The sequence below is a fragment of the Pseudoalteromonas sp. 4NS20-0020 genome (assembly GCF_057554385.1).
The window spans coordinates 12,188-37,109 of sequence record NZ_BAAJMI010000003.1 but is presented as its reverse complement, the minus strand read 5'-3'; the positions used below and the strand labels follow the sequence as shown (position 1 = coordinate 37,109).

Annotated in this window: 20 protein-coding genes and 4 tRNA genes; 17 read left to right on the top strand and 7 right to left on the bottom strand. The window is 40.0% G+C overall.

Annotated elements, in window-relative coordinates; translation table 11 throughout:
• Positions 1-432 precede the first annotated feature (432 nt).
• From AC27JL_RS07435 to nth, 12 genes are all read left to right on the top strand, one after another.
• Positions 433-509, top strand: a tRNA-Asn gene (locus AC27JL_RS07435).
• A gap of 21 nt (positions 510-530) precedes the next feature.
• Positions 531-607, top strand: a tRNA-Asn gene (locus AC27JL_RS07430).
• 21 nt (positions 608-628) lie between these two features.
• A tRNA-Asn gene (locus AC27JL_RS07425) sits at positions 629-705 on the top strand.
• A gap of 24 nt (positions 706-729) precedes the next feature.
• Positions 730-806: transfer RNA gene (locus tag AC27JL_RS07420), tRNA-Asn, on the top strand.
• A gap of 151 nt (positions 807-957) precedes the next feature.
• Positions 958-2,901 (top strand): EAL domain-containing protein, encoded by a 1,944-nt coding sequence (locus tag AC27JL_RS07415; protein WP_008131405.1) that lies wholly within the window; start codon positions 958-960, stop codon positions 2,899-2,901.
• Between the two features lie 270 nt (positions 2,902-3,171).
• On the top strand, positions 3,172-3,753 hold the full coding sequence (gene rsxA, locus AC27JL_RS07410; protein WP_008134172.1) for an electron transport complex subunit RsxA: 582 nt from the start codon (positions 3,172-3,174) through the stop codon (positions 3,751-3,753).
• 1 nt (position 3,754) lies between these two features.
• Positions 3,755-4,309: an electron transport complex subunit RsxB gene (gene rsxB, locus AC27JL_RS07405; protein ID WP_487195259.1), complete on the top strand. Its 555-nt coding sequence runs from the start codon at positions 3,755-3,757 to the stop codon at positions 4,307-4,309.
• A gap of 8 nt (positions 4,310-4,317) precedes the next feature.
• Entirely contained in the window at positions 4,318-6,864 is a 2,547-nt protein-coding gene (gene rsxC / locus AC27JL_RS07400) for an electron transport complex subunit RsxC (RefSeq protein ID WP_487195258.1), read from the top strand.
• A complete protein-coding gene (rsxD, locus tag AC27JL_RS07395; protein ID WP_487195257.1) occupies positions 6,861-7,919 on the top strand; it encodes an electron transport complex subunit RsxD in 1,059 nt (352 codons plus the stop codon). The genes rsxC and rsxD overlap by 4 nt, the downstream gene beginning before the upstream one ends.
• Complete coding sequence (gene rsxG, locus AC27JL_RS07390) at positions 7,916-8,557, top strand: electron transport complex subunit RsxG (RefSeq protein ID WP_487195256.1); 642 nt, start codon at positions 7,916-7,918, stop codon at positions 8,555-8,557. Before rsxD ends, rsxG begins: the two co-directional genes overlap by 4 nt.
• Positions 8,554-9,252, top strand: a complete 699-nt coding sequence (locus AC27JL_RS07385; protein WP_008131414.1) for an electron transport complex subunit E — start codon at positions 8,554-8,556, stop codon at positions 9,250-9,252. Before rsxG ends, AC27JL_RS07385 begins: the two co-directional genes overlap by 4 nt.
• A gap of 41 nt (positions 9,253-9,293) precedes the next feature.
• The gene (gene nth / locus AC27JL_RS07380; RefSeq protein ID WP_487195255.1) at positions 9,294-9,956 is read left to right on the top strand and encodes an endonuclease III; all 663 of its coding nucleotides are present in this window, start codon (positions 9,294-9,296) and stop codon (positions 9,954-9,956) included.
• Positions 9,957-10,319: 363 nt separating this feature from the next.
• On the opposite strand, the gene AC27JL_RS07375 is transcribed toward nth, so the two are convergent.
• The 7 genes from AC27JL_RS07375 to AC27JL_RS07345 all read right to left on the bottom strand — a co-directional run bounded on the left by AC27JL_RS07375 (position 10,320) and on the right by AC27JL_RS07345 (position 17,941).
• A complete protein-coding gene (locus AC27JL_RS07375; RefSeq protein WP_076916053.1) occupies positions 10,320-10,535 on the bottom strand; it encodes a GDCCVxC domain-containing (seleno)protein in 216 nt (71 codons plus the stop codon).
• Positions 10,523-10,912, bottom strand: a complete 390-nt coding sequence (gene merC / locus AC27JL_RS07370; protein WP_010557531.1) for an organomercurial transporter MerC — start codon at positions 10,910-10,912, stop codon at positions 10,523-10,525. Before merC ends, AC27JL_RS07375 begins: the two co-directional genes overlap by 13 nt.
• A 65-nt stretch (positions 10,913-10,977) precedes the next feature.
• Entirely contained in the window at positions 10,978-11,355 is a 378-nt protein-coding gene (locus tag AC27JL_RS07365) for a MerR family transcriptional regulator (RefSeq protein ID WP_010557530.1), read from the bottom strand.
• Between the two features lie 394 nt (positions 11,356-11,749).
• The gene (locus tag AC27JL_RS07360) at positions 11,750-14,950 is read right to left on the bottom strand and encodes an efflux RND transporter permease subunit (RefSeq protein WP_004588883.1); all 3,201 of its coding nucleotides are present in this window, start codon (positions 14,948-14,950) and stop codon (positions 11,750-11,752) included.
• 11 nt (positions 14,951-14,961) lie between these two features.
• The gene (locus AC27JL_RS07355; protein WP_010388432.1) at positions 14,962-16,218 is read right to left on the bottom strand and encodes an efflux RND transporter periplasmic adaptor subunit; all 1,257 of its coding nucleotides are present in this window, start codon (positions 16,216-16,218) and stop codon (positions 14,962-14,964) included.
• A gap of 64 nt (positions 16,219-16,282) precedes the next feature.
• Positions 16,283-17,500 (bottom strand): TolC family protein, encoded by a 1,218-nt coding sequence (locus AC27JL_RS07350; protein ID WP_010557529.1) that lies wholly within the window; start codon positions 17,498-17,500, stop codon positions 16,283-16,285.
• Positions 17,501-17,581: 81 nt separating this feature from the next.
• Positions 17,582-17,941, bottom strand: coding sequence for a hypothetical protein (locus AC27JL_RS07345; RefSeq protein WP_227006932.1), 360 nt, complete (start codon positions 17,939-17,941; stop codon positions 17,582-17,584).
• 156 nt (positions 17,942-18,097) lie between these two features.
• Here AC27JL_RS07345 and AC27JL_RS07340 point away from each other — a divergent pair, with 156 nt between their 5' ends.
• From AC27JL_RS07340 to AC27JL_RS07320, 5 genes are all read left to right on the top strand, one after another.
• Entirely contained in the window at positions 18,098-18,997 is a 900-nt protein-coding gene (locus AC27JL_RS07340) for a cation efflux transmembrane domain-containing protein (RefSeq protein WP_002962256.1), read from the top strand.
• A gap of 61 nt (positions 18,998-19,058) precedes the next feature.
• On the top strand, positions 19,059-19,379 hold the full coding sequence (locus tag AC27JL_RS07335) for a hypothetical protein (RefSeq protein ID WP_024598538.1): 321 nt from the start codon (positions 19,059-19,061) through the stop codon (positions 19,377-19,379).
• A gap of 73 nt (positions 19,380-19,452) precedes the next feature.
• Positions 19,453-20,745, top strand: a complete 1,293-nt coding sequence (locus AC27JL_RS07330; RefSeq protein ID WP_002962255.1) for a TolC family protein — start codon at positions 19,453-19,455, stop codon at positions 20,743-20,745.
• A gap of 70 nt (positions 20,746-20,815) precedes the next feature.
• On the top strand, positions 20,816-21,712 hold the full coding sequence (locus AC27JL_RS07325) for an efflux RND transporter periplasmic adaptor subunit (RefSeq protein WP_487195254.1): 897 nt from the start codon (positions 20,816-20,818) through the stop codon (positions 21,710-21,712).
• A gap of 10 nt (positions 21,713-21,722) precedes the next feature.
• Positions 21,723-24,851, top strand: a complete 3,129-nt coding sequence (locus AC27JL_RS07320) for an efflux RND transporter permease subunit (protein ID WP_487195253.1) — start codon at positions 21,723-21,725, stop codon at positions 24,849-24,851.
• Positions 24,852-24,922 lie beyond the last annotated feature (71 nt).

Sequence of the window (24,922 nt, the reverse complement as noted above, 5' to 3'; positions counted from 1 at the left end):
ATTGATTGTATTATTTATGAGCACCTTTGCTTTTACTTGCATATATGGTTAGGTGCTAAAATTACAAATGTTTAAAAAGCATACGCTTTAGATTTTATTACTTAGGATTAAAAATACCCTAACGTCAGGTTTTTGAGTATAAATAGCTAAAACGAAGAGTCAGTACTTTTAAATTTTGTGTTTTACACAGACCAAATCATTTCAAAGTCGTATTTTATTTACTCAATTGGCTATAGCAAACGATCACTTAGCGCTAGTTTACCACTGATGGTTTTATTGAAAGGCCAATAAATGGTTTCAAATAAAGCTATAAAACACGCAGATTGCACATAAAAACAACGAATAAACCTCTTTTTTTAATTTATGACTTTTATATGTTGACACTTTGCAGCGCGGTCATTAATATTTCGCCCCGTTGAAAGGCAAGACGCTTCCCCCTTAGCTCAGTTGGTTAGAGCGACGGACTGTTAATCCGCAGGTCCCCCGTTCGAGTCGGGGAGGGGGAGCCAAGCTTTTTAACCATAAACGATTCCCCCTTAGCTCAGTTGGTTAGAGCGACGGACTGTTAATCCGCAGGTCCCCCGTTCGAGTCGGGGAGGGGGAGCCAAGTTTATGTATATGATGTAGTTCCCCCTTAGCTCAGTTGGTTAGAGCGACGGACTGTTAATCCGCAGGTCCCCCGTTCGAGTCGGGGAGGGGGAGCCAATATCATACAAGTCAAAATTTAGTTCCCCCTTAGCTCAGTTGGTTAGAGCGACGGACTGTTAATCCGCAGGTCCCCCGTTCGAGTCGGGGAGGGGGAGCCAATTCTCAACAATTCCATAGACATTTACTACTATTTCCACTACCCTTCTACTCTAGAACTAAAACATTGAAAAAAAACTAATAAATGTTGCATTTAGTTAAATAATCAAGGACTTGATTCCTTTCCTCTGTAATATCAAAAAGATTGAAAAAATGGCTGGATTTAAAAAACTTATTTTAATACAAATAATATCTTGGTTATTGTGTGTTGCAGCAGGAAGCTACTTCATTTCAGTGGGCTTTGATAACGCGGTGAGCGAAGCACAAAAAAGTGCTCAAGTAACCGTTAGTAAGTATATAAATGAGCTGTCTATAGACGATATTTCCGCAGAAAACTTAAAAAAATCAATTGCAAACGGCAATACCTTTTCAAACTTCACGCTTAGAGATTATCAAGGCGCGGAAGTTTTTAGTGTTAGTTCGTCTGAAGAGTTGCCAGCATTCGCCGAGTTTATTCAGTCTCAATTTAACTCTATACGTCCTCAATTTGCTGTCAACGATGCAGCAGATGTAAAAGTAGAATTTACGCTCAATATTCAACAACTAGCTTCGCAGCTACAAACAGCCCTCTTCATTGTAATACTTATATCAGCGGTGTTGGTGATCATTCCTATCATCTTACTTAAGTCAATTTTTTACCAGCTGAACAAAAATATCAGCACTACGGTATCTGACATCATTGATATATATATTAACCAAAACCAAATTGATGACGATCTACAAACTGCACTCGATGGTTCTAGTCTCAAAAAGCTGGGGAAAGATTTAGTTCCAAGCTTTAACCGGTTATCGCACTTTTTAAAGTCTAAAAGTCAAGATATACAAAATGCAGCAATGAGCATTAAACAAGAAGCCTATAAAGACGTTATCACTTCTTTAGGTAACCGAAATATGTTTGTTGAGTATTATGAAAAGCATATCGAGAACTGCGAGCAAAGTACGTTTGGCTCGTTAGCTATGGTGCGCTGTAGTGAGTTACAAGCAATTAATCAAAGCCGTGGCTACCAAAAAGGTGACGAGTACGTAAGGGGTGTTGCTGATATAATTAAACACTTGAGCGGCACTTATACTGGCAGCCAATTGTTTAGATTAAACAGCTCTGACTTTGCTGTTATTTTACCGCATACACCGCTTAAAGAAGCTGAGCGCTTTGGTGAAAACTTACAGTCCCGCTTTACTCAATATCAACAAAACCAAGAATTAAGCTCTGTGGCTAATACCGGCATTGTGGGTTACGAAAAAGGTAAACCATTAGGCGAGCTGCTTTCGGTGGTTGATAACGCGATGAGTATGGCTCAGTCTAAGCAAACTAATGCATGGCACGTACAACGCGAAACCGATTTAGTTAACAATGTAAGCGCAGGCTTTGGTAACCAAAACTGGCGTAAAGTAATAAACGAAGTTATTGAATCAAAGCGCGTGCATTTAGTAATGCAAAATATTATGCCTTTGGGTAAAAGCATTAAGGCATACGCCGAGATACAGGTTAGGTTTAAAACCGAAGATAACCAAATGCTCCCTACTGCATCGTTTTTAGCCATGGCTGAAAAACTCGATATGGCAATAGAAATTGACCGCCTTATTATTGACTCATCGCTTGAAAAAGTGAAAAGCCGTAATTTATCCGAGAAATTCTTTGGCTTAAATGTAACGGCCTCAAGTGCACATAACGATCAGTTTGTAATTTGGCTAGAGCGTCGCCTATTAAAAGATACCCATATCGCATCTAAACTCGTTTTCGAAGTAAGTGAATTTGGTTTACAACAAAATATTAAAGCCAGTAAACGCTTTATTGATATGGTTCACCGAGTAGGTGCACGTATTACCGTTGAGCGATTTGGTGTCGGTTTAACATCATTCAAGTTTTTCCGTGATTTAAAACCCGATTTCATAAAAATGGATGCCAGTTACACTCGCGGTTTAGAAGACGATAAAAATAATCAATACTTTATGCGTCTAATGGTAGATCTAGCACACAGGATTGGCGTGAGTGTATTTGCCGAAGGTGTAGAAAGCCAAGAAGAAAAACACATAATAGAAACCTTGTGCTTAGATGGCGTTCAAGGCTACTACATCGAAAAGCCGAAAGATATTTAACCCCCTATTTTAAAAAAGAGCACTCGTTGCTCTTTTTTTGTTTGTGCCCTTCCCCTTTATTTAGCGCTACGGTGATCACTGCCCCCCTCAAATTAGTATGATTAAAGTCATCATGTTAAAGAAAAAAGTATGTCTAACTCATAGGTCTATTACATCATTATTACTGTTAGTTAATTTAATAATGTTTATTTAAATGATAATCACTGCACATGTTGTTAATCAGAGCAGAAAAAAGGATAATACACGGGACTTTAAAAGCGCGAGGCTCGCATGACTGAATATGTATTGTTATTGATTGGAACCGTTCTAGTTAATAACTTTGTGTTAGTACAATTTTTAGGCTTATGTCCGTTTATGGGTGTATCAGGAAAACTTGATACAGCAATCGGCATGTCTTTAGCTACCACCTTTGTACTTACGCTTGCTTCAGTAACTAGTTACTTGGTTAATCAGTATATTTTAATCCCTTTGGATATAGAATTTTTACGCACCATGAGCTTTATTTTAGTTATTGCCGTTGTAGTGCAATTTACAGAAATGGTGGTACGTAAAACAAGCCCTACACTCTACCGTTTATTGGGTATATTTTTACCACTTATCACTACAAACTGTGCAGTACTAGGTGTTGCTTTACTTAATATAAAAGAAGACCACTCGTTTTTACAATCAGCAGTGTATGGTTTTGGTGCTGCGGTTGGCTTTTCATTAGTGCTCGTACTATTTGCAGCGCTGCGCGAACGCCTTGCTGCTGCTGATGTTCCAACACCTTTTAAAGGTGCCTCTATTGCTATGATAACCGCCGGCCTTATGTCTATGGCGTTTATGGGTTTTACCGGATTAGTGAAATTTTAATATGACCTTGTTTTATGCCTTAATTGCGCTTGGCTCACTCGCGCTGGTTTTTGGGTTAATTTTAGGCTTTGCTGCAATACGCTTTCGCGTAGAAAGTAACCCCATTGTTGAACAAATCGATACCATTTTACCGCAAACGCAATGTGGTCAATGTGGTTACCCAGGCTGTCGCCCCTATGCAGAAGCAATTGCCAATGGGGATGAAATTAATAAGTGCCCGCCTGGTGGTGAAGCCACCATGAAAAAGCTTGCTAGCCTGATGGGCGTTGATGAGAAACCCCTTGCCGGTGGAGAGCAAGCCGAGCCAATTAAAACCGTTGCATACATACGCGAAGACGAATGTATTGGCTGTACCAAATGTATTCAAGCCTGCCCTGTAGATGCCATTGTAGGTGCTACTCGCCAAATGCATACTGTTTTAATAGACGAATGCACAGGTTGTGATTTATGCGTTGAGCCCTGCCCTGTAGATTGTATTGATATGCTACCGGTTGCTGAAACAAAACAAAACTGGAAATGGCAGTTAGATGCTATTCCTGTTACACAAATAGATTAGAGGTTTGAGTGGAAAAGTTACTTGAACAAATACAAAAAGGTACTGTTTGGCAATTTCCTGGCGGCGTGCATCCTCCACAGCAAAAATCACTTTCTAACGGTGCAAATATTGCTCGCCTTCCACTGCCTGACAAACTTGTAGTTGCGCTAAAACAACACATTGGCGCTAATGGTAAATTACTTGTAGAAAAAGGCCAACGCGTACTTAAAGGTCAAGCCTTAACTAAACCCGTTGCTAACTGGTCTGTACCAGTACATGCTCCTAGTTCGGGTGTAATTACAGAAATAGCGCCAAAGCTCTCGGCTCACCCGTCTGCACTGCCAGAGCTAAGTGTTGTTATTGAGCCTGATGGAAAAGACGAGTGGTGCACACTTAACCCAATAAGTGAGCCAAAAACACTAAGCCATACTGAGTTAGTTGATATAGTTCATCAAGCGGGTATCAGTGGCATGGGTGGCGCTGGTTTTCCAACTTATATCAAGGCCGATACAAAGCAAAAAATAGACTTCTTTATTGTCAATGCTGTGGAATGTGAACCCTATATAACCGCTGACGACACACTAATGCGTGAGCACGCTGCTGAAATTATCCAAGGCATCGAATTAATGCAGCAACTTTTAGACCCAACAATTTGTATTGTGGGCATAGAAGACAATAAGCCAGAAGCTATTGCTGCAATGACTAAAGCGGCTGAACATAACAACAAAATTATTGTTCAAACCGTGCCAACAGTTTATCCCTCAGGTGGCGAAAAACAACTAATAAAACTGCTGACTAATCGTGAAGTACCCAGCATGGGAATTCCTGCTGATATTGGTGTACTCATGCACAATACAGGTACCCTTTATGCCGTACAACAAGCTGTTTACGAAGGGAAACCTCTTATAGAGCGAGTGGTTACAGTAACGGGTAACACTATACACAAACCAGGTAATGTATGGGCTTTATTAGGTACAGAAATCAAACACCTGCTCGACTGCCAAGGGTTTTCGCCAGTACCACAACAACGTGTTGTAATGGGTGGCCCAATGATGGGCTTTACATTGCCCACCGTACGGATTGGTGTAATTAAAACAACTAACTGTATTTTAGCCCCTGATCATAAAGAGCTTGCAGAGCCAGGACCTGAAAAAGCCTGTATACGCTGTAGTGCGTGTGCAGACGCGTGCCCGGCTTCGTTACTACCGCAACAATTACAGTGGTTTGCAAAATCTAAAGAGTACGACAAACTCCAAGAACATAACCTGTTTGATTGTATTGAATGTGGTGCCTGTGCGTATGTGTGCCCAAGCGAAATCCCACTTGTGCAATATTACCGAGTGGCTAAAGTTGAAATAAAAGAACAACAAGCTGAAAAAATAAAAGCAGATAGAGCAAAAGAACGCTTTGATGCGCGCAAGGAGCGTTTAGAGCGTGAACAAGAAGAGCGTAAAAATCGTCATAAGCGCAAGGCACCAGATAAGTCTGATGATGAAAAGCAAAAAGTAGCGGATGCCCTTGCCCGTGTTAAAAACAAATCGAACGATGGGAATGAAAAGTCAGCCGTTGCTGCTGCAATAGCTCGCGCAAAAGCCAAAAAACTTGAAGGCCAAAATACAGAGATTGAGCCAGATAATAGTGAAGTCGCTAAAGAGCGTACACTGCGCAAAGAGCAAGCTCGCAAATATAAAGAGCAAAAAGAGCTTTCTGAAGACGCTACAACCCCTGACGACAAAAAATCCGCAGTCGCTGCCGCAATTGCTCGCGCTAAAGCTAAAAAGGCAGCGCAAGCACAAGGTGCTCAAACTAATCCTAATGATGCCAATACTGCACCAGTTGATGATAAAAAATCAGCAGTGGCCGCTGCAATTGCTCGTGCTAAAGCTAAAAAGGCAGCACAAGCTGCTCAAGCTAATACAGATGATGCCGTTACAGCAGCGCCTACTGATGATAAAAAAGCGGCTGTAGCTGCCGCGATAGCACGCGCTAAAGCTAAAAAAGCAGCTCAAGCACAAGGGGCTCAAGCAAATACAGATGATGCCGATACAGCAGCGCCTAATGATGACAAAAAAGCGGCCGTAGCCGCCGCAATTGCACGTGCTAAAGCTAAAAAGGCAGCGCAAGCACAAGGTGCTCAAGCTAATATAGGTGATGCCGATACAACAGCATCTACTGATAATAAAAAAGCGGCTGTAGCCGCTGCAATTGCTCGTGCTAAAGCTAAAAAAGCCGCTAAAGAAGCTGATAAAATAGAACAATTGGACGAATCGAACAGTACTGTAGAACAAGCAGACAATGTTAAATCTGAAAGCTCAGAAGCAGACTCACCAGCAGAGAACAAAAAAGCGGCTGTAACGGCTGCTATTGCCCGTGCTAAAGCTAAAAAAGCGGCAAAAGAGGCGCAGCAAACACAAAGCGATGAAGATACTGATCAAGTGGCGATAACTGAGCCTGAAACGCCAAGTGAAGCTACCCCAGAACAAACCGCCGCCGAAAAGAAAAAAGCTGCAGTGGCCGCCGCTATTGCTCGCGCCAAAGCCAAAAAGTTACAAAAAGAAGGAAATGATCAGTCATGAAATTAACCATGGCCAGTTCGCCGCATAATCATAGCCATAAATCGCTAACACGATTAATGCTAACCGTTATTGCTGCGTGTATTCCTGGACTCATTGCTCAAGTTTTCTTTTTTGGTACAGGTGTACTTATTCAACTCGTCCTTGCTTTTGTGGCTGTCACAGCTTTTGAAGCAGCAGTAATGCTAATACGTAAGCGCCCTGTTTGGCCTGCATTAAGTGATGGCAGCGCATGGTTAACCGCGGTGTTACTTGCCTTGAGTATTCCACCATTTGCACCGTGGTGGATTGTTATTATTGGTTGTTTATTCTCCATAGTGATTGTAAAGCAGCTTTATGGTGGCTTAGGTTTTAACCTATTTAACCCCGCTATGGCAGCTTATGTTTTGCTACTGGTATCGTTCCCTGTGCAAATGACTGCGTGGTTACCTGTTACAGATCTAGCAAGTAACCCTATTGGCTTTACAGAACAATTACGGCTTATTTTTACGGACTTTAACTCTACTGGTTATAGCTTAGATCAAGTACGTGCTGGTGTTGATGGCACTACAATGGCAACGCCACTAGACACTATCAAAACAGATGTAGCTCATGGTTTAACAGTGAGCGAAAGCATGCAAAAGCCTATTTTTAACGAATGGGCAGGCCAAGGTTGGATGTGGGTTAACCTTGGTTTTTTAGCTGGCGGGTTGTATTTACTAAAAGAAAAAGTAATTAACTGGCATATTCCTGTCAGTTTTATTGGTAGCTTAGCATTATGCAGTGCTATTGGTTACATAGCGGCACCGGGCACAGAGCCGGGTACTGTATTCCACTTGCTAAGTGGCGCAACTATGATGGGCGCATTTTTTATTGCAACCGACCCAGTCTCGGCCTCAACCACAAATAAAGGTCGCTTGATTTACGGCGCACTAATTGGGTTATTTGTTTATTTAATTCGTACCTTTGGTGGCTTTCCTGATGCGGTTGCCTTTGCAGTACTATTGCTAAATATTGCAGTACCACTTATTGACTACTACACACAGCCACGAACTTATGGCCATGGAGCAGTAAAATGATTGCTTCATCTATGGCAAAAAACGGCGCTATTTTAACTGCGTTCGCCCTTGTAACTACTGGGCTAGTGGCAACTATTGATGCACTAACGGCTGATAAAATTGCAGAGCAAGAGCAACTATACTTAACATCACAATTGCACGAAGTACTTGACCCTAACACCTACGACAATGACTTGTCGAAAGACTGTATCGTTATTACAGATGAGCGACTAGGACCATATAATTCGCAAGTAATTTACCGTGCACGAAAAAATAACCAACCAGTCGCCCTTGTTGTTAGGCACGTAACACCAAACGGTTACAGTGGCGATATAAAGCTTTTAACCGCCATATTACGCGATGGAACTGTAGCGGGAGTGCGAACCACTAAACACGAAGAAACACCAGGGTTAGGCGACAAAATAGAAATTAAAAAGTCATCATGGATCACCACATTTAAAGGCTTAACGGTTCACAGTGAAGACGATAACCGCTGGGCTGTGAAAAAGGATGGCGGCCAATTTGATCAGTTCACTGGGGCAACAATTACGCCTCGTGCAGTTGTAAATTCAGTTAAAAACGCCGTATTATTTGCGCAAAATGAGTTTGATACTATTTTTACAGCCCCAAGTAGCCAGTGTGAAGAGGTAAGCCAATGAGTGAATTAAAAACACTGTACAAAGAAGGGATGTGGGTAAACAACCCTGCTCTTGTTCAACTTTTAGGGCTTTGTCCGCTGCTTGCTGTGACATCGACTGTTACAAACGCACTGGGCTTGGGTCTTGCAACACTTTTGGTATTAATCGGATCAAATGTAAGCGTATCTATTGTACGAAACTGGGTACCAAAAGATATACGTATTCCCGTTTTTGTAATGATCATTGCTGGGTTTGTAACCATTGTTCAATTACTGATGAACGCCTACACATTTGGACTTTATCAATCGCTGGGCATATTTATTCCACTAATTGTAACTAACTGCGCCATTATAGGCCGCGCCGAAGCGTACGCCTCAAAAAATCCAATTCATTTATCTGCCTTTGACGGATTAATGATGGGACTTGGATTTATGCTTGTACTCGTTGTACTGGGTGCAATGCGAGAACTCATTGGCCAAGGTACGTTATTTGACAGCGCCGATTTATTACTGGGTCCGTGGGCACAAAGTTTACGCATTGAAGTGTTTAGCTTTGACAATCAGTTTTTGCTTGCTATTTTACCACCTGGCGCATTTTTAGGGCTTGGGTTACTTATAGCCGCTAAAAATGTGATTGATGCACAAATAAAATCAAAACAAATTGCACCGCCAGAAGCCGAAAAAGGCCCTCGTGCACGTGTTACCAGTTTAACTTAAGGGGAAACGTACTGCTTTTTAAGTAAGTACGTTTAAGTTATATGAATAAAGAAAAACGCTACCAAATACTCACACGCTTGCGCGATAACAACCCAAACCCAGAAACGGAGCTTGAATATTCAAGCCCGTTCGAGTTACTTGTTGCTGTTACACTGTCAGCGCAAGCCACTGATGTTGGTGTTAATAAAGCAACCCGAAAACTATTCCCTGTTGCTAATACACCACAAGCCATTTTAGATATAGGCCACGATAAACTCCGTGATTATATAAAAACCATAGGCTTATTTAATTCTAAAGCTGCCAACGTTTATAAAATGTGCCAAATATTGGTAGATAAACATGACAGCATCGTACCCGAAAATCGTGAAGCCCTAGAAGCCCTACCCGGTGTTGGCCGAAAAACAGCAAATGTGGTACTCAACACCGCCTTCGGCTGGATAAAGGATAATGAAGGTAGATACTTTTTAGCAGTAGATACTCACATCCAACGTCTTGCAAACCGTTCGGGTTACGCTAAAGGTAAAACTGTTGAGCAGACAGAACAGGCCATAATTAAAAATACGCCAAATAAAAAAGAGTTTATGTTTAACCTCCATCATTGGTTTATTTTACATGGGCGCTATACGTGTACAGCGAGAAAACCAAAATGTGGAAGCTGTATAATCGAGGATTTGTGTGACTATAAAGAGAAAACTGAGTCATAGCTAAGAGTAGTTACTTTTTAGTTAGTATAAACCTTTTAACAGCCACATTTTTTAGTTTCCATTTAATAAGTTGGCTATTTGGTTCTCATATGAGCCTTTATTAGGCCAGCACCAGTTAAATTGAAAATTTGCGTTAACTTAAGAATAATTTGAATTTAAGCAAGGTGTTGCAATTAGATTATGATTTATTAATTAGAGCCCAGCTTAAACCTAAAATTTAAATACAGAATTCATTGGAAGCTATTTCTGGTTTGTGCCAAAAGCAGCCCTTGAGTGACTTAGTGATAAAGGCTGCAATGATACGATTGCTGACATTTCACTATTTCTTTTTATGCCTTCTCATTGCCATTAATAGACTGTCATTTAGCTATCGCAACAACTTTGACCTTCTTGAATTGGCGGGCATTTCACTGTTCCATAAGAGCAATATACGCAACAATCGCCTTTCAAAGGCTTTAGGAGAACTTTGCAAGATTCACATTCATAATACCACTGGCAAGCGTTGGTTGGCATTTCTTCAGTTTTACTGAAGCCACACTCAGGGCAAGTAATGGTAGAATTTAACTCTATACTTTGCATGTTTGCTCCTTCAAAGGTTTAACAATGTTAAATACGGACATTACAATCATCAAACAAATACCTACATAAAACAAATAAGTGCTCCATTCGTATTGCCATAGTGGATAGAGGGTTAACAAAACCGCTATAGGGCCAATAACCCCAAGAATACCTCTCGCATGATTTTGGTTTTTATACCAGTTATACAAATTTACCAACAATGCCAGAGTTGCAAATATAGGTAACAAGGTATTTACAGCAATTCCCTCAAAGTGAGAGAGAAAGCCTAATCCTAATGCTGATGCTAACGAGCCGAGTGCGGGGAAGCACCCCGTACAACTAAGAGCCGCAAGCCAAACACCACCTGAGCTAACTTTATCTAAAATCTTATTAATCATTTTTAACGTCTAACATTATTTGAATGATTTGAGTATGAACTCCGTAGGTAGGTACGGAGTCAATACTATTTTAGCGAATCGATTATTGGGCAGTGGGATTGATCGTTATTGTTGCGGCATGAATTAGTCATTTCTTTTATGACGACTTCTAAGCGTTGAAGGTCAGCTATCTTATTTTGAATTACGTTCAATTTCAGCAAGCCTAGGGATTCTACTTTGGCACAATCGCCATCCATTGACATCAATGAAGCCACTTCTTTTAGAGTAAAGCCAAGTGCTTTGGCCTTACAGATGAATTGTAATTGTTTGGTGATTGAGTCGTCATAGACACGATAACCATTTTGAGGTTTTTGAGGCTGTTTTATCAAGCCTTCCCGCTCATAAAACCGTATAGTTTCTACGCCTATATCAAGTTCTTTAGCCAACTTGCCTATTGTTTTCATCGTCCAACCATAAAATCAACTTTAATCATGACATTAGTATATCAATACGAAGTAAAATTGCTCGAACTACAATGACTGGTTTTCGCTCTTTTGAGGCATTCGCCTCAACACGTTTTGGGGCAAAGGTGAGTTATATTGATAAATCGTCGATGGACATAAATGAGTTAGAGCCGAAGGACGGCTCTGTGCCATAAGCCGACCTTGAGACACATAAAGATTAAGACTGCAAAGATACGAAAGCGGAAGTTAGCTTTGGCCTGTTTAACGACAAATATTCCGACAAAGCAGTCATGACTATTAGTTTATTGTTAAATCTAATCTTTCTTTTCGTTCATCTACTCAATAACCCCACGCTAAACGTGACTTTAGCGTGGGGTTAGAGTTCACAGTCATTTTATCTGGATAGCTCTTTTATTTTTTTCTCTGAAAACCAGCGATATAAAACAGGTAAAACAAATAATGTTAACAGTGTTGCAGTTACCAAGCCGCCAACAATAACACTCGCTAAGGGGCGCTGTATTTCTGCACCAACACCATTAGACATTAACATCGGTATCAAACCTAAAGCTGATGTTATAGCAGTCATAAGTACAGGTCTTAATCTTGAAGTAGCGCCTTCAAAAACGGCTTTAGATGCTTCTAGACCGTCTTTAATACGTTGGTTGATACTTTCTACCATAACGACCCCATTCAATACCGCTACACCAAATAAGGTAATAAAGCCAACGGAGCTTGGTACAGACAAGTATTGTCCAGATAAATATAAGGAGAAAACTCCGCCAATTACAGCAAGCGGCACGTTGACCAATATCAGCATAGCTTGACCAACAGAACCAAAGGCAAAGTAAAGTAGTAGTGCGATTAGTGCTAACGATAAAGGTACAACTATAGCTAACCTATTTTGAGCACGTTTTTGACTTTCGAACTGGCCGCCAATCGAAACAGAATAACCTGAAGGTAAGTCAACCTTTTCAGCAATTACCGTTCTGATATCGGCAACCACGCTTCCCATATCTCGATTTTGTACATTTGCTTGGATAACGACTCTTCGTTGTACATCATCGCGTCTAACTTGTGGTGGGCCTGACTCAAATGAGACTGAGGCTACGTCACCCAGTCGCACCCAAGCACCAGTAGGTGATTGAAGCCGAATATCAGCAATAGCTTCTTTGTTACTTCGGTACTCTTCCTCTATGCGAACGTAAATATCATAACGTTCATTACCATTGATTATTTGTCCGGCTTCAACACCACCAATACCATCACGCACAACCTCCATTATGTCACTCACAGACAATCCAAAGCGCGATAGTTCTTGCCTGTTAGGACTTATCACCAATTGCGCTTCACCAGCAATTTGCTCCAATGCAACATCCCTTGCACCTTCAATGTTTTTAATTGCTGTTTCTATTTCTTGACCTTTAGCCGCCAGTACCTCAAGTTCAGGCCCAAACAACTTTATCGCCAACTGAGCCTTAACACCAGATAGTAGCTCATCGACACGAGTCGCAATAGGTTGAGAAAAGTTGAGTAGCAACCCAGGGAATTCTTCTAAAGATCTCTCCATTTTCCCTTGAAGTTCATATCGATTAGATGCACTGGTCCACTCAGAAACAGGCTTCAACCCTATGTAAATTTCGATGTTATTCACAGGCTCTGGGTCTCCACCTATTTCTGCTCGACCAATTCGGCTTAATGCATAGGTTACTTCAGGGAAAGCCATTAGTTTTTCTTCTAGAATTGGTGCCACAGTGAGCGCGGTATCTAAACTGGAAGAAGGTGCAAGCGTTGCTCTTAAGTTTATCGTCCCTTCTTCTAACTCAGGTACAAATTCAGTACCAATTAATGGAACTAATGCAAAGGCAGAGAAAACTAATATAAGTGCGGCTGAAATGACTAATTTGGTGCGTTTTAGTGCGAATGTAAGCCCTTTTCTGTAGAGTTTGTCTAATGGCCTAAGAACAAAGCTTTCCCTCTCTTTTACACCTGACTTAAATAAATAAGTAGCTAAAGCGGGTACAACAAACAACGCAACCACAATAGCAGATATAACAGCTAAAATGATGCTTATTGCCATAGGTTGAAATAACTTTGCCTCAACACCTTCAAAGCTAAATAAAGGCGTAAATACGACTAAAATAATAGAAGCTGCAAAAAATACGGGACGAGCCACTTCTTTACCCGCATTTTGAAGACGTAACTTAATACCATGCTCATCTTGTTCTACATCATGTGGATCAGTATCAGCACTAGGCACTCTTTCTTTTACAGTTTTTAAATGGGTAGAGTCTGGTCTATTTAAATGCTTAAACATGTTTTCAACCATCACGACTGAACCATCAACTAGCATACCAATGGCTACGGCAATGCCACCCAATGACATAAGGTTTGCAGAAATGCCCCACCAAGCCATGATCATTAACGCGATACCAATTGAAATTGGAATAGATATTAGGACAAGGAAGGTTGCACGTATATTCATTAAAAATAGTGCTAATACAATACAGATGAAAATAAATGCTAGTAATAGTGCATCAACTACTGTATCAACGGCTTTTTCAATCAAATCAGCCTGATCATAAAATGGTTCAAAGCGAACACCTTTAGGCAATGCTTGATTAATTAATGGGATTCTTGCATTGATACCATCAATGGTGGCTTTAGTATTAGACCCCATGCGTTTTAAGACAATGCCAGAGACAACTTCACCTAAATTTTCGACTTTACCGTCTTCGGTTTTGCGCGTCATTGTGACAGCACCTTGACGAATTTCACTGCCCATTTCAACTTTAGCAATATCCGAAACCGTCACAACTGTCCCATCAACTGTTTTGACGGGAACTTGTTTGATATTACTAATACCAGCGTCACCACTTTCAAACCAACCTGCACCTCTAATAACAAGCTGCTCTTGCCCACGGTTCATATACCATCCGCCAACATTGGCATTGTTGTTATCTAGGGCACCAACAACGTCTTCTTGCGTTAGGTTATAAGAAAGAAGCTTAGATGGATCTACATTTACTTGGTACTGCCTAACAATACCTCCAAAGGAGAGTACATCAGTAACACCATCGACAGGCATAACGAGTAATTTTACTACCCAATCATTGAGACTCCTGAGTGCCATAGCATCATAGCCTGCATCTTTATCTGAAATAAGAAGGTACTGAAATACTTGGCCTAGCCCTGAGGTGTTTGGCCCCATTTCGGGTGTGCCGACACCTTCTGGTATCAGTTCTTTTGCGGCTTGAAGACGCTCAAATACAAGTTGTCTTGCAAAGTAAATGTCGGTGCCTTCTTTGAAAACAACCGTGACGCCAGACAAGCCTGTTTTAGAAATTGAGCGCACTTGTTCTACATCAGGTAAGGCATACATGACCGCTTCAATGGGGTACGTAATGAGTTGTTCAACTTCTTCAGCAGCTAGTCCTGGCGCTTCAGTATTTACAGCAACTTGAACATTAGTAACATCAGGAAAGGCATCTAAATTTAGTTTTGGTATAACCATAATTGCGCCGACAATTGTGGCAAACAGCGCAATCAAAATCAGGAGTCTATTATTAACAGACCAATCTATTATTTTATTAAACATAGTCTTGCTCCTTAGTGGTTATGCGGATCAAATCCGCCTTTAGCGATTTCAGAAGCAACAAAAAATGCGCCTTTGGTTACAATTCGCGTCCCACTATCAAGGCCAATGATTTCCCTAAAATCACCTAAGGCTCGGCCTAGTTCTACTTCTACAGCTTTAAATTCTCCAGGGTGGTCTTCGACAAATACGGTCCAATCACCATCTGCGCTGCGGATCAATGCTTCTTCTGGCACAGCCATCACTTTCTGCTTTGTGGCAAACTGAAAGTAAACTTTTACAAACATACCTGAATGAAGGTTATCATCAGCATTCTGTACCCCCAATCTAATAATTCTTGTACGAGTTACGGGATCAATTGTATGGGCTTCTTGGATAACTTTGGCATTGTAACTCTGGCCTTCTAATTTAAGTACCGCAGGAGAATCAATTGATAAATTTAGCTTTTTATTTGGAGAAACTTTTGCTTCAACCCATAGTTGTTTTTCATCAGCTAACAACATGACTGAATCCCCAGCATCAACACGTTGCCCTTGGATAAAGTCGTCTTGAAGCACGACACCTTCACGGTGCGCCGTTAATGCATATTGCCCAAATGCTTTAATGTCTTTGTTAGAAATACCATTTATTGCTTTTTCAGTTAACCCTAAAGCAATGAGCTTGCCATAGCTCGCATTGTATGTTGTTTCAGCTTGTAATAATCGACTTTCACTCACCGTCTTATTACCCAGCTTTTTTACACGTTGCCATTCGGTTGAAGCGATTAAATAGTCAGCTTGTGCTTGTGCCATTGCTTCACTAAATAATGTAACTAACTTCTGACCTATTTCTACATACTCGCCAAGCGCTGCATGGCGACTGATAATGACTGACTCTGTACGTGGTGATACCACATAACTTTTATAGCCATTAGCTTTTATTTCGCCAGGTGCATATACGGAGCTAAATTGATATTCAGGCTTAACACTTTCCACTTTAATTTTAGCAAGCGACATCTTCTTTGGATCAATAGTGATACCTTCTTCATGTTCTTCTTCTCCCTCTTTATTACCACCTTCATGGCCGTGCTCGTCATGGTCACCTTTATCTTCTTCATGTCCCTTTTCGTGTTCATGCTCATCTTGATGTTCTTTTTCTTCTTGTTTCGAAACGTTTGTGACAGAACCAGTTCCATCTGACGACTGTGCAAAAGCATCATGATTTGTAGTAAACCCAACTAACAGGCTGCTAATTACTACGGCTAAAAATTTTTTACTAATTACTGTATTCATTTTTGTAACCTATATTTTTAATAAATTTAAGATTTCGTTTTTCGCTACTGAAAAAACAAAGCGCTCAAATATCAAATTTGGATAACTGACCCATACTTAAAATGAAGGATATTTCTGCAAGCTTGAATTGATTTTCCAAACGTATTCCTGCATGAAGCCCTTCCGCACGTTGATTTAATGCAAGTAAGTAGTCAGAAGTATTAATATCACCAGCTTGCCAGCGCTTATTTAATAAGTTTTCGCTGCTATCTAATCTGCCTTTTGTCAGTTTTTGCCATTGCTCATAATATTTTCTACTGACATTAAGCGATTCATAATTAGCTTTTGCTTCAAAAGACTGCTTTCGATATACCGACTGAAAATTCGCCTCGGCTGCAATGGCTTCTGAATAAGCGGCTTTAACATTATCTGTATAGTTATTTCTGATGTTTAAAGGCATTGAAAAAGTCACACCAACCAAGTCTTCATCTCCACTTTTCCCTGCGCTAACGCCAATGGTTGGATTAGCTTTAGATTCCATAGTGGTTAGTTGAGCTTTAGATTGTTGTCCCTTCCATTTCGCTCTAGCAAGTTTAACTTTTGGATGTTCCTCAACCCACTGGGAGTTAAATGAGTAGCTTGTTGCTCCAAAAGTAAATGAAAACAAATTGGTAGTATTAGGCGTCCAATCAGGCAATAACTCCTGAACCTTTACCTCTGCATTTTTCAAAGCAATTTGAGACTCAGATATTTCACTAAAAATTTGCGACAAGTTTAAATAGACTAGCTCAGCGTCAAGTGGCTCTAGAAGTCCAGCTTTTCGTTTGTCTTCAACAATTCCAACGAGCGTTTGCAATTGCTCTTCTCTTTCTGAAAGTAACTGAGCAGCTTTTTTTGCTGCTTGCCAATTAACTAATGCAGTTAAGGCATTAGCCTTTTTAGAATCGAGTAGAGATAACAATTGTTGCTGGTTTGCATAAACATCAATTTCACCAATGGTTTTATTTGTTGATTGCTTATCCCAAAAATCTATCGTTTGACTGATACCAATAGAGTAATTATCAAAATCACCTTCTTTTTCATAGCTTGCTTCAAGCTCTGGGTTATATACGGCTTGAGTTAAGCTTTTGGCTCTATGATTACTTGCATTAAGTAACTCTTTAGCCGCAACAACTTCGGGATCTTTATTTATTTGACTATCTAGCCATGAAATACTTTTCTGTTTGCCATAAGTGGCAACTGAAAAACTCACAGCCATGCATAAAGACAGGGTTAAACCTGTATTTTTTAAAAATATATACATAAAACTTCTTAATTTTTTAATTTATAAACACGAACCCTTTATCCTTCTCATGGACAAATAGGTCATTAAAAATCAATCTAATTAAGAAATGGGTGGGCGAAGTATCGCTTCAAGGTAAGTATTTGTTTGATCAATTTGATAAGGCGTTTTATTGATAATGTTTAGTTTGCCCGTGGTATTTGAATTACTGACTAAAATCCAAGATAAGTGGCTGCCACTGCAATGACCGCAGTGATGACAATCTTTTTCATTATGCTGCTCATCACCTACATTATCATTTGAGACATTTCGATCATCTGCATGATCATGTTGAGTTTGAAGGTGCTCTATATCTATTTGGTGATTCTCAGATGTTGAGGATGCTACAGCAGTTAACGATTGTAAAACAATCGAAATAACCAAGAGCATTTTTAGTACAACATTAAGGTTCAAAGTTATCACCAGTTAAATATAGTATTTAAAATACTAGCAGAAACTATTTTCTTAAACTAGCTTTTCAATTCAGTTTCCACGCTTTTACATTAAATAATTTTTTATTTGACTCTATAGCCACTATAGATTTTATACTTATTTTAATATTATTACGGAGTGTTAAATATGTCAGAAAAATGTAGTGGTCAGTGTCAATCATCTTCTACCAATGAAGATGTAAAAATTGATACACAATTAGATAACTATAGTGGCGCGTTTGTCAGTACATTTAAAGTACCTCAAATGGACTGTCCTTCAGAAGAGAGATTGATTAGGTTAGCACTTGACTCAATTGAGCCTTCAGTTGGGTTGCAATTTGATATTCCTAGCCGTTTAGTCAAGGTTTTTCATGATGAAAATTTAGATGAGATAACAAAAAAATTACAACAACTCAATCTCGGTGCAGAGTTGGCATCAACTAAAGAAAGTTGCAGCACCGAAGCTGCAAAAGCAAAAGATCTAGCCCAAAAAAATGAGATGAAAGAAGCATCAACGCTAAAATGGTTGTTAGCCATTAATGGAGTCATGTTTTTTATAGAAGTAATTGCTGGGATTATTGCGCAATCTGCTGGCCTTATTGCCGACTCATTAGATATGTTTGCTGATGCTGCTGTTTATGGTTTAGCTATATATGCTGTCGGTAAAAGCATAAGCATGAAACTTAGAGCGGCACATATATCTGGTGTACTTCAAATTATTCTAGCGCTAGGTGCTTTGAGTGAAGTCGTAAGACGCTTTATTTACGGTAGTGAACCTATCTCTTCTTTAATGATGATATTTGGTGGAATAGCACTAATCGCTAACATTGCTTGTCTGTTTTTAATATTTGGCAACAAAGAAGACGGCGCTCATATGAAAGCGAGTTGGATTTTTTCCGCAAATGACGTAATCGCAAACGTAGGTGTAATCTTAGCTGGCTTATTAGTTACAGTAACTAGCAGCCGTTATCCAGATTTAGTGATTGGTTTGATTATTGCTGTTGTCGTTTTAAACGGTGCTCGCCGCATCTTACAGCTAAAGTCTTAAGTAGAAAGTAGTTAAAAGAATGCACCCGTCATATTTTAAACCATATATATCATACGTGATAATGATTTTAATCGCGGTGCAGTCTGTGTTTTTTTCGCAAGAAGAGATTGAAGGAAACTTAATTGAAAGTTCTTTTAATATATCACTAACTGAGTCTATTACCCCGCTAAAAGCTCCTGAAAGCTCTAATTTATTTGAGGAGGGTAATAGCCAAACTTTAATTGATAATTGTAATTTTTGTTGCTGCTGTCAGTTATTTTTAAATACAGATTCTTCTTGTAATATTTTACAAGCAATAGAATATTTCCCTACCTACGCCTTAGTTTCCCCTGAGCTAAAAGGCTATATCTCGGTGCCATTCCGCCCACCTAAATACGCCTAAATTTTATAGAAAATTAAGAAAGGTCAAATGTTAATGACCTAAATATCACATATAAATTTATAGGAAAGTATACATGGCACTTAATACCTGTGTGCATCGCAAGATAGCAATTTTAAGGTGTGTAACACCTCGGCTTAAATATATCGCGTTTCTCGCTTTGTCACTTTTTACATTTAATGTTTATGCCTTTGAGAAGCAGTTAAACCTTCAAGAGGCAATTCAGTGGACGCTTAAACAAAATCCAGAACTTAAAATATTTGATTTCAAGCAAACGGCATTAATTGGACGAGAACAAATCGCAAGTTTAAATCCTGCTTATGAACTAGAGCTTGAAGCTGAGAACTTTGCAGGCTCAGGTGAATTTAATACATTCGACAGTGCTGAATTAACAGTCGCTCTATCTTCGGTTATCGAAATGGGAGATAAACGCTCAGCGCGGATTGGAATTGTTTCAAAATCAAGAACACTACTCACTGCTGAAAAAGAAGTCTCTGCGCTTAATTTAATGGCTCAAGTCACTGAGAAGTACGTGGAAGTACTTGCAGCCCAACAAAGAGTTATATTGGCAGAAAATGCTTTGAGCTTAGCACAAGAAACCTTAGAGATTGTATCTCAGCGTAACCGCGCAGGTGCTACTCCTGAGGCTGAAGTGAAACGCTCAAAAGCAGTTATTGCTCAGGCTAACCTCACCCTTCAATCTGAACAAAAGCGCTTGGAATATCTAAAGCTTTCTTTATCAGCTTACTGGGGAGAAACATCAGTGTCATTCTCTAGAGTAACTGGAGATCTGTTTCAGTTTGGCAATGATAGTGATTTTAGTAGTCTCTTTGCGAAATTAGAGAAAAACCCTGCTATTCAAGTTTATGCAAGTGAGCAGCGACTAAAAGAGGCCGAGTTACAGTTGGCTAAAACAGAGTCAACGGCCAATATCAAATGGTCTGTTGGTGTTAGGCGCTCTCAAGAAGCCAATGATACGGCACTGGTCGCTGGCTTTAGCTTACCTTTGTTTGCTGAAAAGCGAAATTCTGGCGCAATCGCTAGTGCGCTAGCAGAGCGTGACCAAGTTGCCATAGAGAAAGAGGCGACTAAGTTAAGATTTAGAAATCACTTACTACGAGCATACTCCAATAGAAAACAAGCCATATTAACAGCTAATTCATTAAAGCAGTCGGTTATCCCAATGCTTGAAGATGCACTGGAAGATACTCAAGACGCCTATCAAAAAGGTCGATATGGATATCTTGATTATGTATCGGCTAGACAAGAGCTGTTAAATGCTCGGCGAACCCTTATTGACGCGGCATCTGCTGCCCTAATTTATGGCGCAGAGATAGAAAAACTAACAAACGAAGCGCTGTCACTCTAAATAAACATCACTTTAAGTTTAATAACAATTTATTGATTCAGTGATTAACTGAATCGTTTAGGAATTCAAAATGAAAAACTATTTACTCGCACTATTGATTTTTATTGGGTATCTATCACCCATTCAAAGTGTTTTCGCTAGTGAAGATGAACATGAAGGCGAAGAAGGCATAAGCAAAATCGACAATAACATGGCAAAAAAGGTTGGTGTTGAAACAGCCTATTTAGCTTCAAAAACGTTGAACCAAACTATCCCTGTATACGGCTCTACGACGATAGGCGCTGAACAATTATTTCAAGTTAGCGCTAGATATAACGGCGTTATAAAGACAATAAACTTCACTGTTGGTGATACGGTAAAAAAAGGCGATCTATTAGCCGTTATTGAATCTAATGAGAGCTTAAATACTTATAAAATAACATCGCCTGTTTCTGGGACTGTTTTACAGCGAAATGGAAATATTGGCGGTATCACGCAAAACACTAGCTTGTTTGAAATCGTCAAATTTGACACCTTGTGGGCTGAATTTAAGGTGTTTACCAGCCAATATAATCAAATCAAAGTCGGTCAGCATGTTGATATTGAGCAAGGTGAACACGCATTCAGTTCAGTCATCACTAATATTATTCCAGCTAAAGATCAGCCTTATGTTTTAGCACGGGTACGATTAAACAACACTGAGTTAAAGCTAACGTCAGGTCAATTATTAATGGGCAGCGTAAAGATAAACCGATTTGAGGTGGATTTAGCCGTCGAGAAAGTTGCGATACAAGAACTGGGAGGACAATTTGGTGTCTTTGTAAAAGAAGATGAAGAGTACGAGTTTGCGCCACTTGTGCTCGGACGTTCAGACAAAAACTATATCGAGGTCATTGATGGCCTCAGTAAAGACGCTGAATATGTAAACAAAAACAGTTATCTGATAAAAGCGGATATTTTGAAATCTGAAGTAGAAGACGACGATTAGGAGACGCAATATGATTGAATCAATTTTGCGTCTTGCAATAAATAGACGCTATTTAGTATTAAGTCTGCTGATGGTAATCATCGGCGTTGGCATGTGGAGTTATCAAAAACTTCCCATTGATGCTGTTCCAGATATAACAAACGTGCAGGTACAAATAAACACTTCTGCCCCCGGTTATTCACCTTTGGAAGCGGAACAAAGGGTGACCTTTCCTGTAGAAACCGCCTTAGCCGGATTGCCAAAGCTGTCTCACACCCGCTCCCTGTCAAGATATGGATTATCTCAAGTAACCGTTATCTTTGAAGAGGGAACCGATATTTATTTTGCTCGCAACTTAATCAATGCAAGATTAGCTGCGATAAAAGGCGTTATTCCCTCTGGCTTAGAGCCAGAAATGGGTCCTATTTCGACAGGGCTTGGCGAAATATTTATGTATACCGTACAAGCTTCTCCTGACGCTAAAATGCCTAATGGAGAGCCTTATACCGCTATTGCCTTAAGAGAAATACAAGACTGGATCATTAAACCGCAATTGGCTCAAGTTAAAGGCGTCATTGAGGTCAACAGCATCGGCGGCTATAACAAGCAGTATCATATAACGCCGAAACCCGAAAAATTACTTTTTCATCAGGTAAGCTTTGAAGACGTTTCTGATGCATTACGTAAAAATAATGATAACCGTGGCGCGGGTTATATTGAGCAAAACGGACAACAAGTGTTAGTGCGCTCCATCGGGCAACTTGCGACAATGGATGAAATCCTCAATGTCATCATCAAAAAGAACGATGGTATTCCTGTAAAAATAAGTGATGTTGCCAATGTTGCTATAGGCAAAGAACTTAGAACAGGGGCTGCTACTCGTAATGGCATTGAGACAGTGCTTGGTACAACCATGATGCTGATTGGTGAGAATTCTCGCACCGTTGCTTTAGAAGTGGAACATAAGCTCAGCGAAATACAAAAATCTCTGCCAAAGGGCATTACCGCAGAGCCTGTTTACGACAGAACAACGTTAGTAGATAAAGCGATTGCAACCGTTACCAAAAACCTCGTTGAAGGTGCGCTTTTAGTTATTGTTGTGTTATTTATTCTACTTGGAAATTTACGTGCAGCTCTCATTACCGCTGCTGTTATCCCTATTTCCATGTTAATGACAATCACAGGTATGGTGCAAGCAGGAGTATCTGCCAATTTAATGAGTCTCGGCGCATTGGACTTTGGCTTGATAGTGGACGGGGCTGTAATCATCGTTGAAAACTCTGTCCGTAGGTTAGCACAGGCCCAACACAACGGTCATAGGCAAGACTTAAGAGAACGCCTAAATACCGTTTTTGAAGCCACTTCAGAAGTGATACGTCCAAGCTTGTTTGGTGTGGCAATTATCACTGTTGTTTACATCCCCATTTTCACGCTAACTGGCGTTGAAGGGAAAATGTTCCACCCTATGGCGGCAACTGTCGTTATGGCGTTAATTTCCGCAATGATCCTTTCAGTTACACTGGTTCCTGCTGCTGTAGCTGTGTTTATGAAAGGTAAAATCAGCGAAAAAGAAAGTGTAGTTATTCGTTCAACCAAGTCTATTTATGAACCATTGTTAAAAATGGCGATGAAATTTCGTTGGATTATTGTTTCATTCTCAACGCTGTTAATGGGGTATAGCCTTTGGTTAGCAACTACGCTTGGGACAGAATTTGTTCCTCAATTAAATGAAGGTGATATTGCACTACAGGCATTAAGAATTCCATCGACTGGCCTAGAGCAATCAGTAGAAATGCAAGAAGTACTTGAGCAACGTATTAAAGCGTTTCCTGAAGTTGATAAAGTATTCTCGCGCATTGGCACACCAGAAGTAGCAACCGACCCAATGCCACCGAGTATTGCTGATATCTTTGTTATTTTAAAACCACGTAAAGAATGGGCCGAACCTTCAAAACCAAAAAGTGAATTAGTTGAAGAAATGGAAAAAGTACTGAAAAACATTCCAGGCAACAACTATGAATTCACTCAGCCTATTCAAATGCGTTTCAATGAATTGATTTCTGGCGTTAGAGCTGATGTCGGCATCAAAATATTTGGTGATGATTTGGATCGGTTATTACTTACCGCAAAAGATATTCTAAATATTGTGAAAACCGTGGATGGTGCCGCTGATGCTCGAATGGAACAGGTCACAGGTGTTCCATCTTTATCAGTAATTCCTAAACGAGAAGCGCTTGGTAGGTATGGATTGAACGTTACCGAATTGCAAGACTGGGTTGCCACTGCGATTGGCGGTGAATCTGCGGGGATCATTTATGAAGGTGACAGACGGTTTGAGTTAGTTGTTCGCCTACCAGAGCAAATAAGAACGGATATCGATAGCTTGAAGCATCTGCCGCTTCCACTTGAGAATGGTAACTATGTGCCAATTGAAGAAGTTGCAGAGCTTAAATCAGAGTCTTTACCCGCGCAGATTAGCCGAGAGAACGGAAAAAGAAGAGTTGTGGTTACCGTCAATGTTCGTGGTAGAGATTTAGGCGGTTTTGTAAAAGAAGTTAAAGCTAAAATTAATCAGGAAGGAGAAATTCCAGCAGGATACTGGCTTGATTATGGTGGAACGTTTGAACAACTAGAATCAGCAAGTAAGCGATTAAGCCTAGTTGTACCGATAACATTGGTTGTTATCCTAGGTATTTTGATTATAGCATTTGGTTCATTAAAAGATGCATTAATCATTTTCAGTGGCGTGCCTTTAGCATTAACAGGGGGCGTATTTTCACTTTATTTAAGAGACATGCCCTTATCAATTTCGGCAGGTGTCGGCTTCATTGCATTGTCAGGTGTCGCAGTATTAAATGGCTTGGTTATGTTGGCTTTTATTCGAGATCTTTGGCATGAAAAAGGCGACCTATACGTAGCGATCATTGAAGGCGCCATCATTCGTTTAAGACCTATTTTAATGACGGCACTGGTCGCAAGTTTAGGTTTTATTCCAATGGCGTTAAACACTGGAATTGGTGCAGAAGTACAACGACCACTAGCAACAGTTGTTATCGGCGGTATTGTATCTTCTACCATTTTAACTTTGTTTGTATTGCCTATTTTATATCAATGGGCGCATGGCGCTGAGAGTAACAAACAGCAATCCGACGAAATCTAAAAGCAAAAAAGCAGCTTAATTACTAAGTTATGCCTAATTAAGCTGCTTTTTATATTGTATGCTCCAAAATT

Coding starts and splice junctions, on each gene's coding strand:
- AC27JL_RS07330 (WP_002962255.1), top strand. CDS start 19,453: ATGGCACTTAATACCTGTGTGCATCGCAAGATAGCAATTTTAAGGTGT.
- rsxG (WP_487195256.1), top strand. CDS start 7,916: ATGATTGCTTCATCTATGGCAAAAAACGGCGCTATTTTAACTGCGTTC.
- nth (WP_487195255.1), top strand. CDS start 9,294: ATGAATAAAGAAAAACGCTACCAAATACTCACACGCTTGCGCGATAAC.
- AC27JL_RS07355 (WP_010388432.1), bottom strand. CDS start 16,218: ATGAATACAGTAATTAGTAAAAAATTTTTAGCCGTAGTAATTAGCAGC.
- AC27JL_RS07375 (WP_076916053.1), bottom strand. CDS start 10,535: ATGCAAAGTATAGAGTTAAATTCTACCATTACTTGCCCTGAGTGTGGC.
- merC (WP_010557531.1), bottom strand. CDS start 10,912: ATGATTAATAAGATTTTAGATAAAGTTAGCTCAGGTGGTGTTTGGCTT.
- AC27JL_RS07320 (WP_487195253.1), top strand. CDS start 21,723: ATGATTGAATCAATTTTGCGTCTTGCAATAAATAGACGCTATTTAGTA.
- AC27JL_RS07385 (WP_008131414.1), top strand. CDS start 8,554: ATGAGTGAATTAAAAACACTGTACAAAGAAGGGATGTGGGTAAACAAC.
- AC27JL_RS07350 (WP_010557529.1), bottom strand. CDS start 17,500: ATGTATATATTTTTAAAAAATACAGGTTTAACCCTGTCTTTATGCATG.
- AC27JL_RS07415 (WP_008131405.1), top strand. CDS start 958: ATGGCTGGATTTAAAAAACTTATTTTAATACAAATAATATCTTGGTTA.
- rsxD (WP_487195257.1), top strand. CDS start 6,861: ATGAAATTAACCATGGCCAGTTCGCCGCATAATCATAGCCATAAATCG.
- rsxA (WP_008134172.1), top strand. CDS start 3,172: ATGACTGAATATGTATTGTTATTGATTGGAACCGTTCTAGTTAATAAC.
- rsxB (WP_487195259.1), top strand. CDS start 3,755: ATGACCTTGTTTTATGCCTTAATTGCGCTTGGCTCACTCGCGCTGGTT.
- AC27JL_RS07365 (WP_010557530.1), bottom strand. CDS start 11,355: ATGAAAACAATAGGCAAGTTGGCTAAAGAACTTGATATAGGCGTAGAA.
- AC27JL_RS07360 (WP_004588883.1), bottom strand. CDS start 14,950: ATGTTTAATAAAATAATAGATTGGTCTGTTAATAATAGACTCCTGATT.
- AC27JL_RS07340 (WP_002962256.1), top strand. CDS start 18,098: ATGTCAGAAAAATGTAGTGGTCAGTGTCAATCATCTTCTACCAATGAA.
- AC27JL_RS07325 (WP_487195254.1), top strand. CDS start 20,816: ATGAAAAACTATTTACTCGCACTATTGATTTTTATTGGGTATCTATCA.
- AC27JL_RS07335 (WP_024598538.1), top strand. CDS start 19,059: ATGATTTTAATCGCGGTGCAGTCTGTGTTTTTTTCGCAAGAAGAGATT.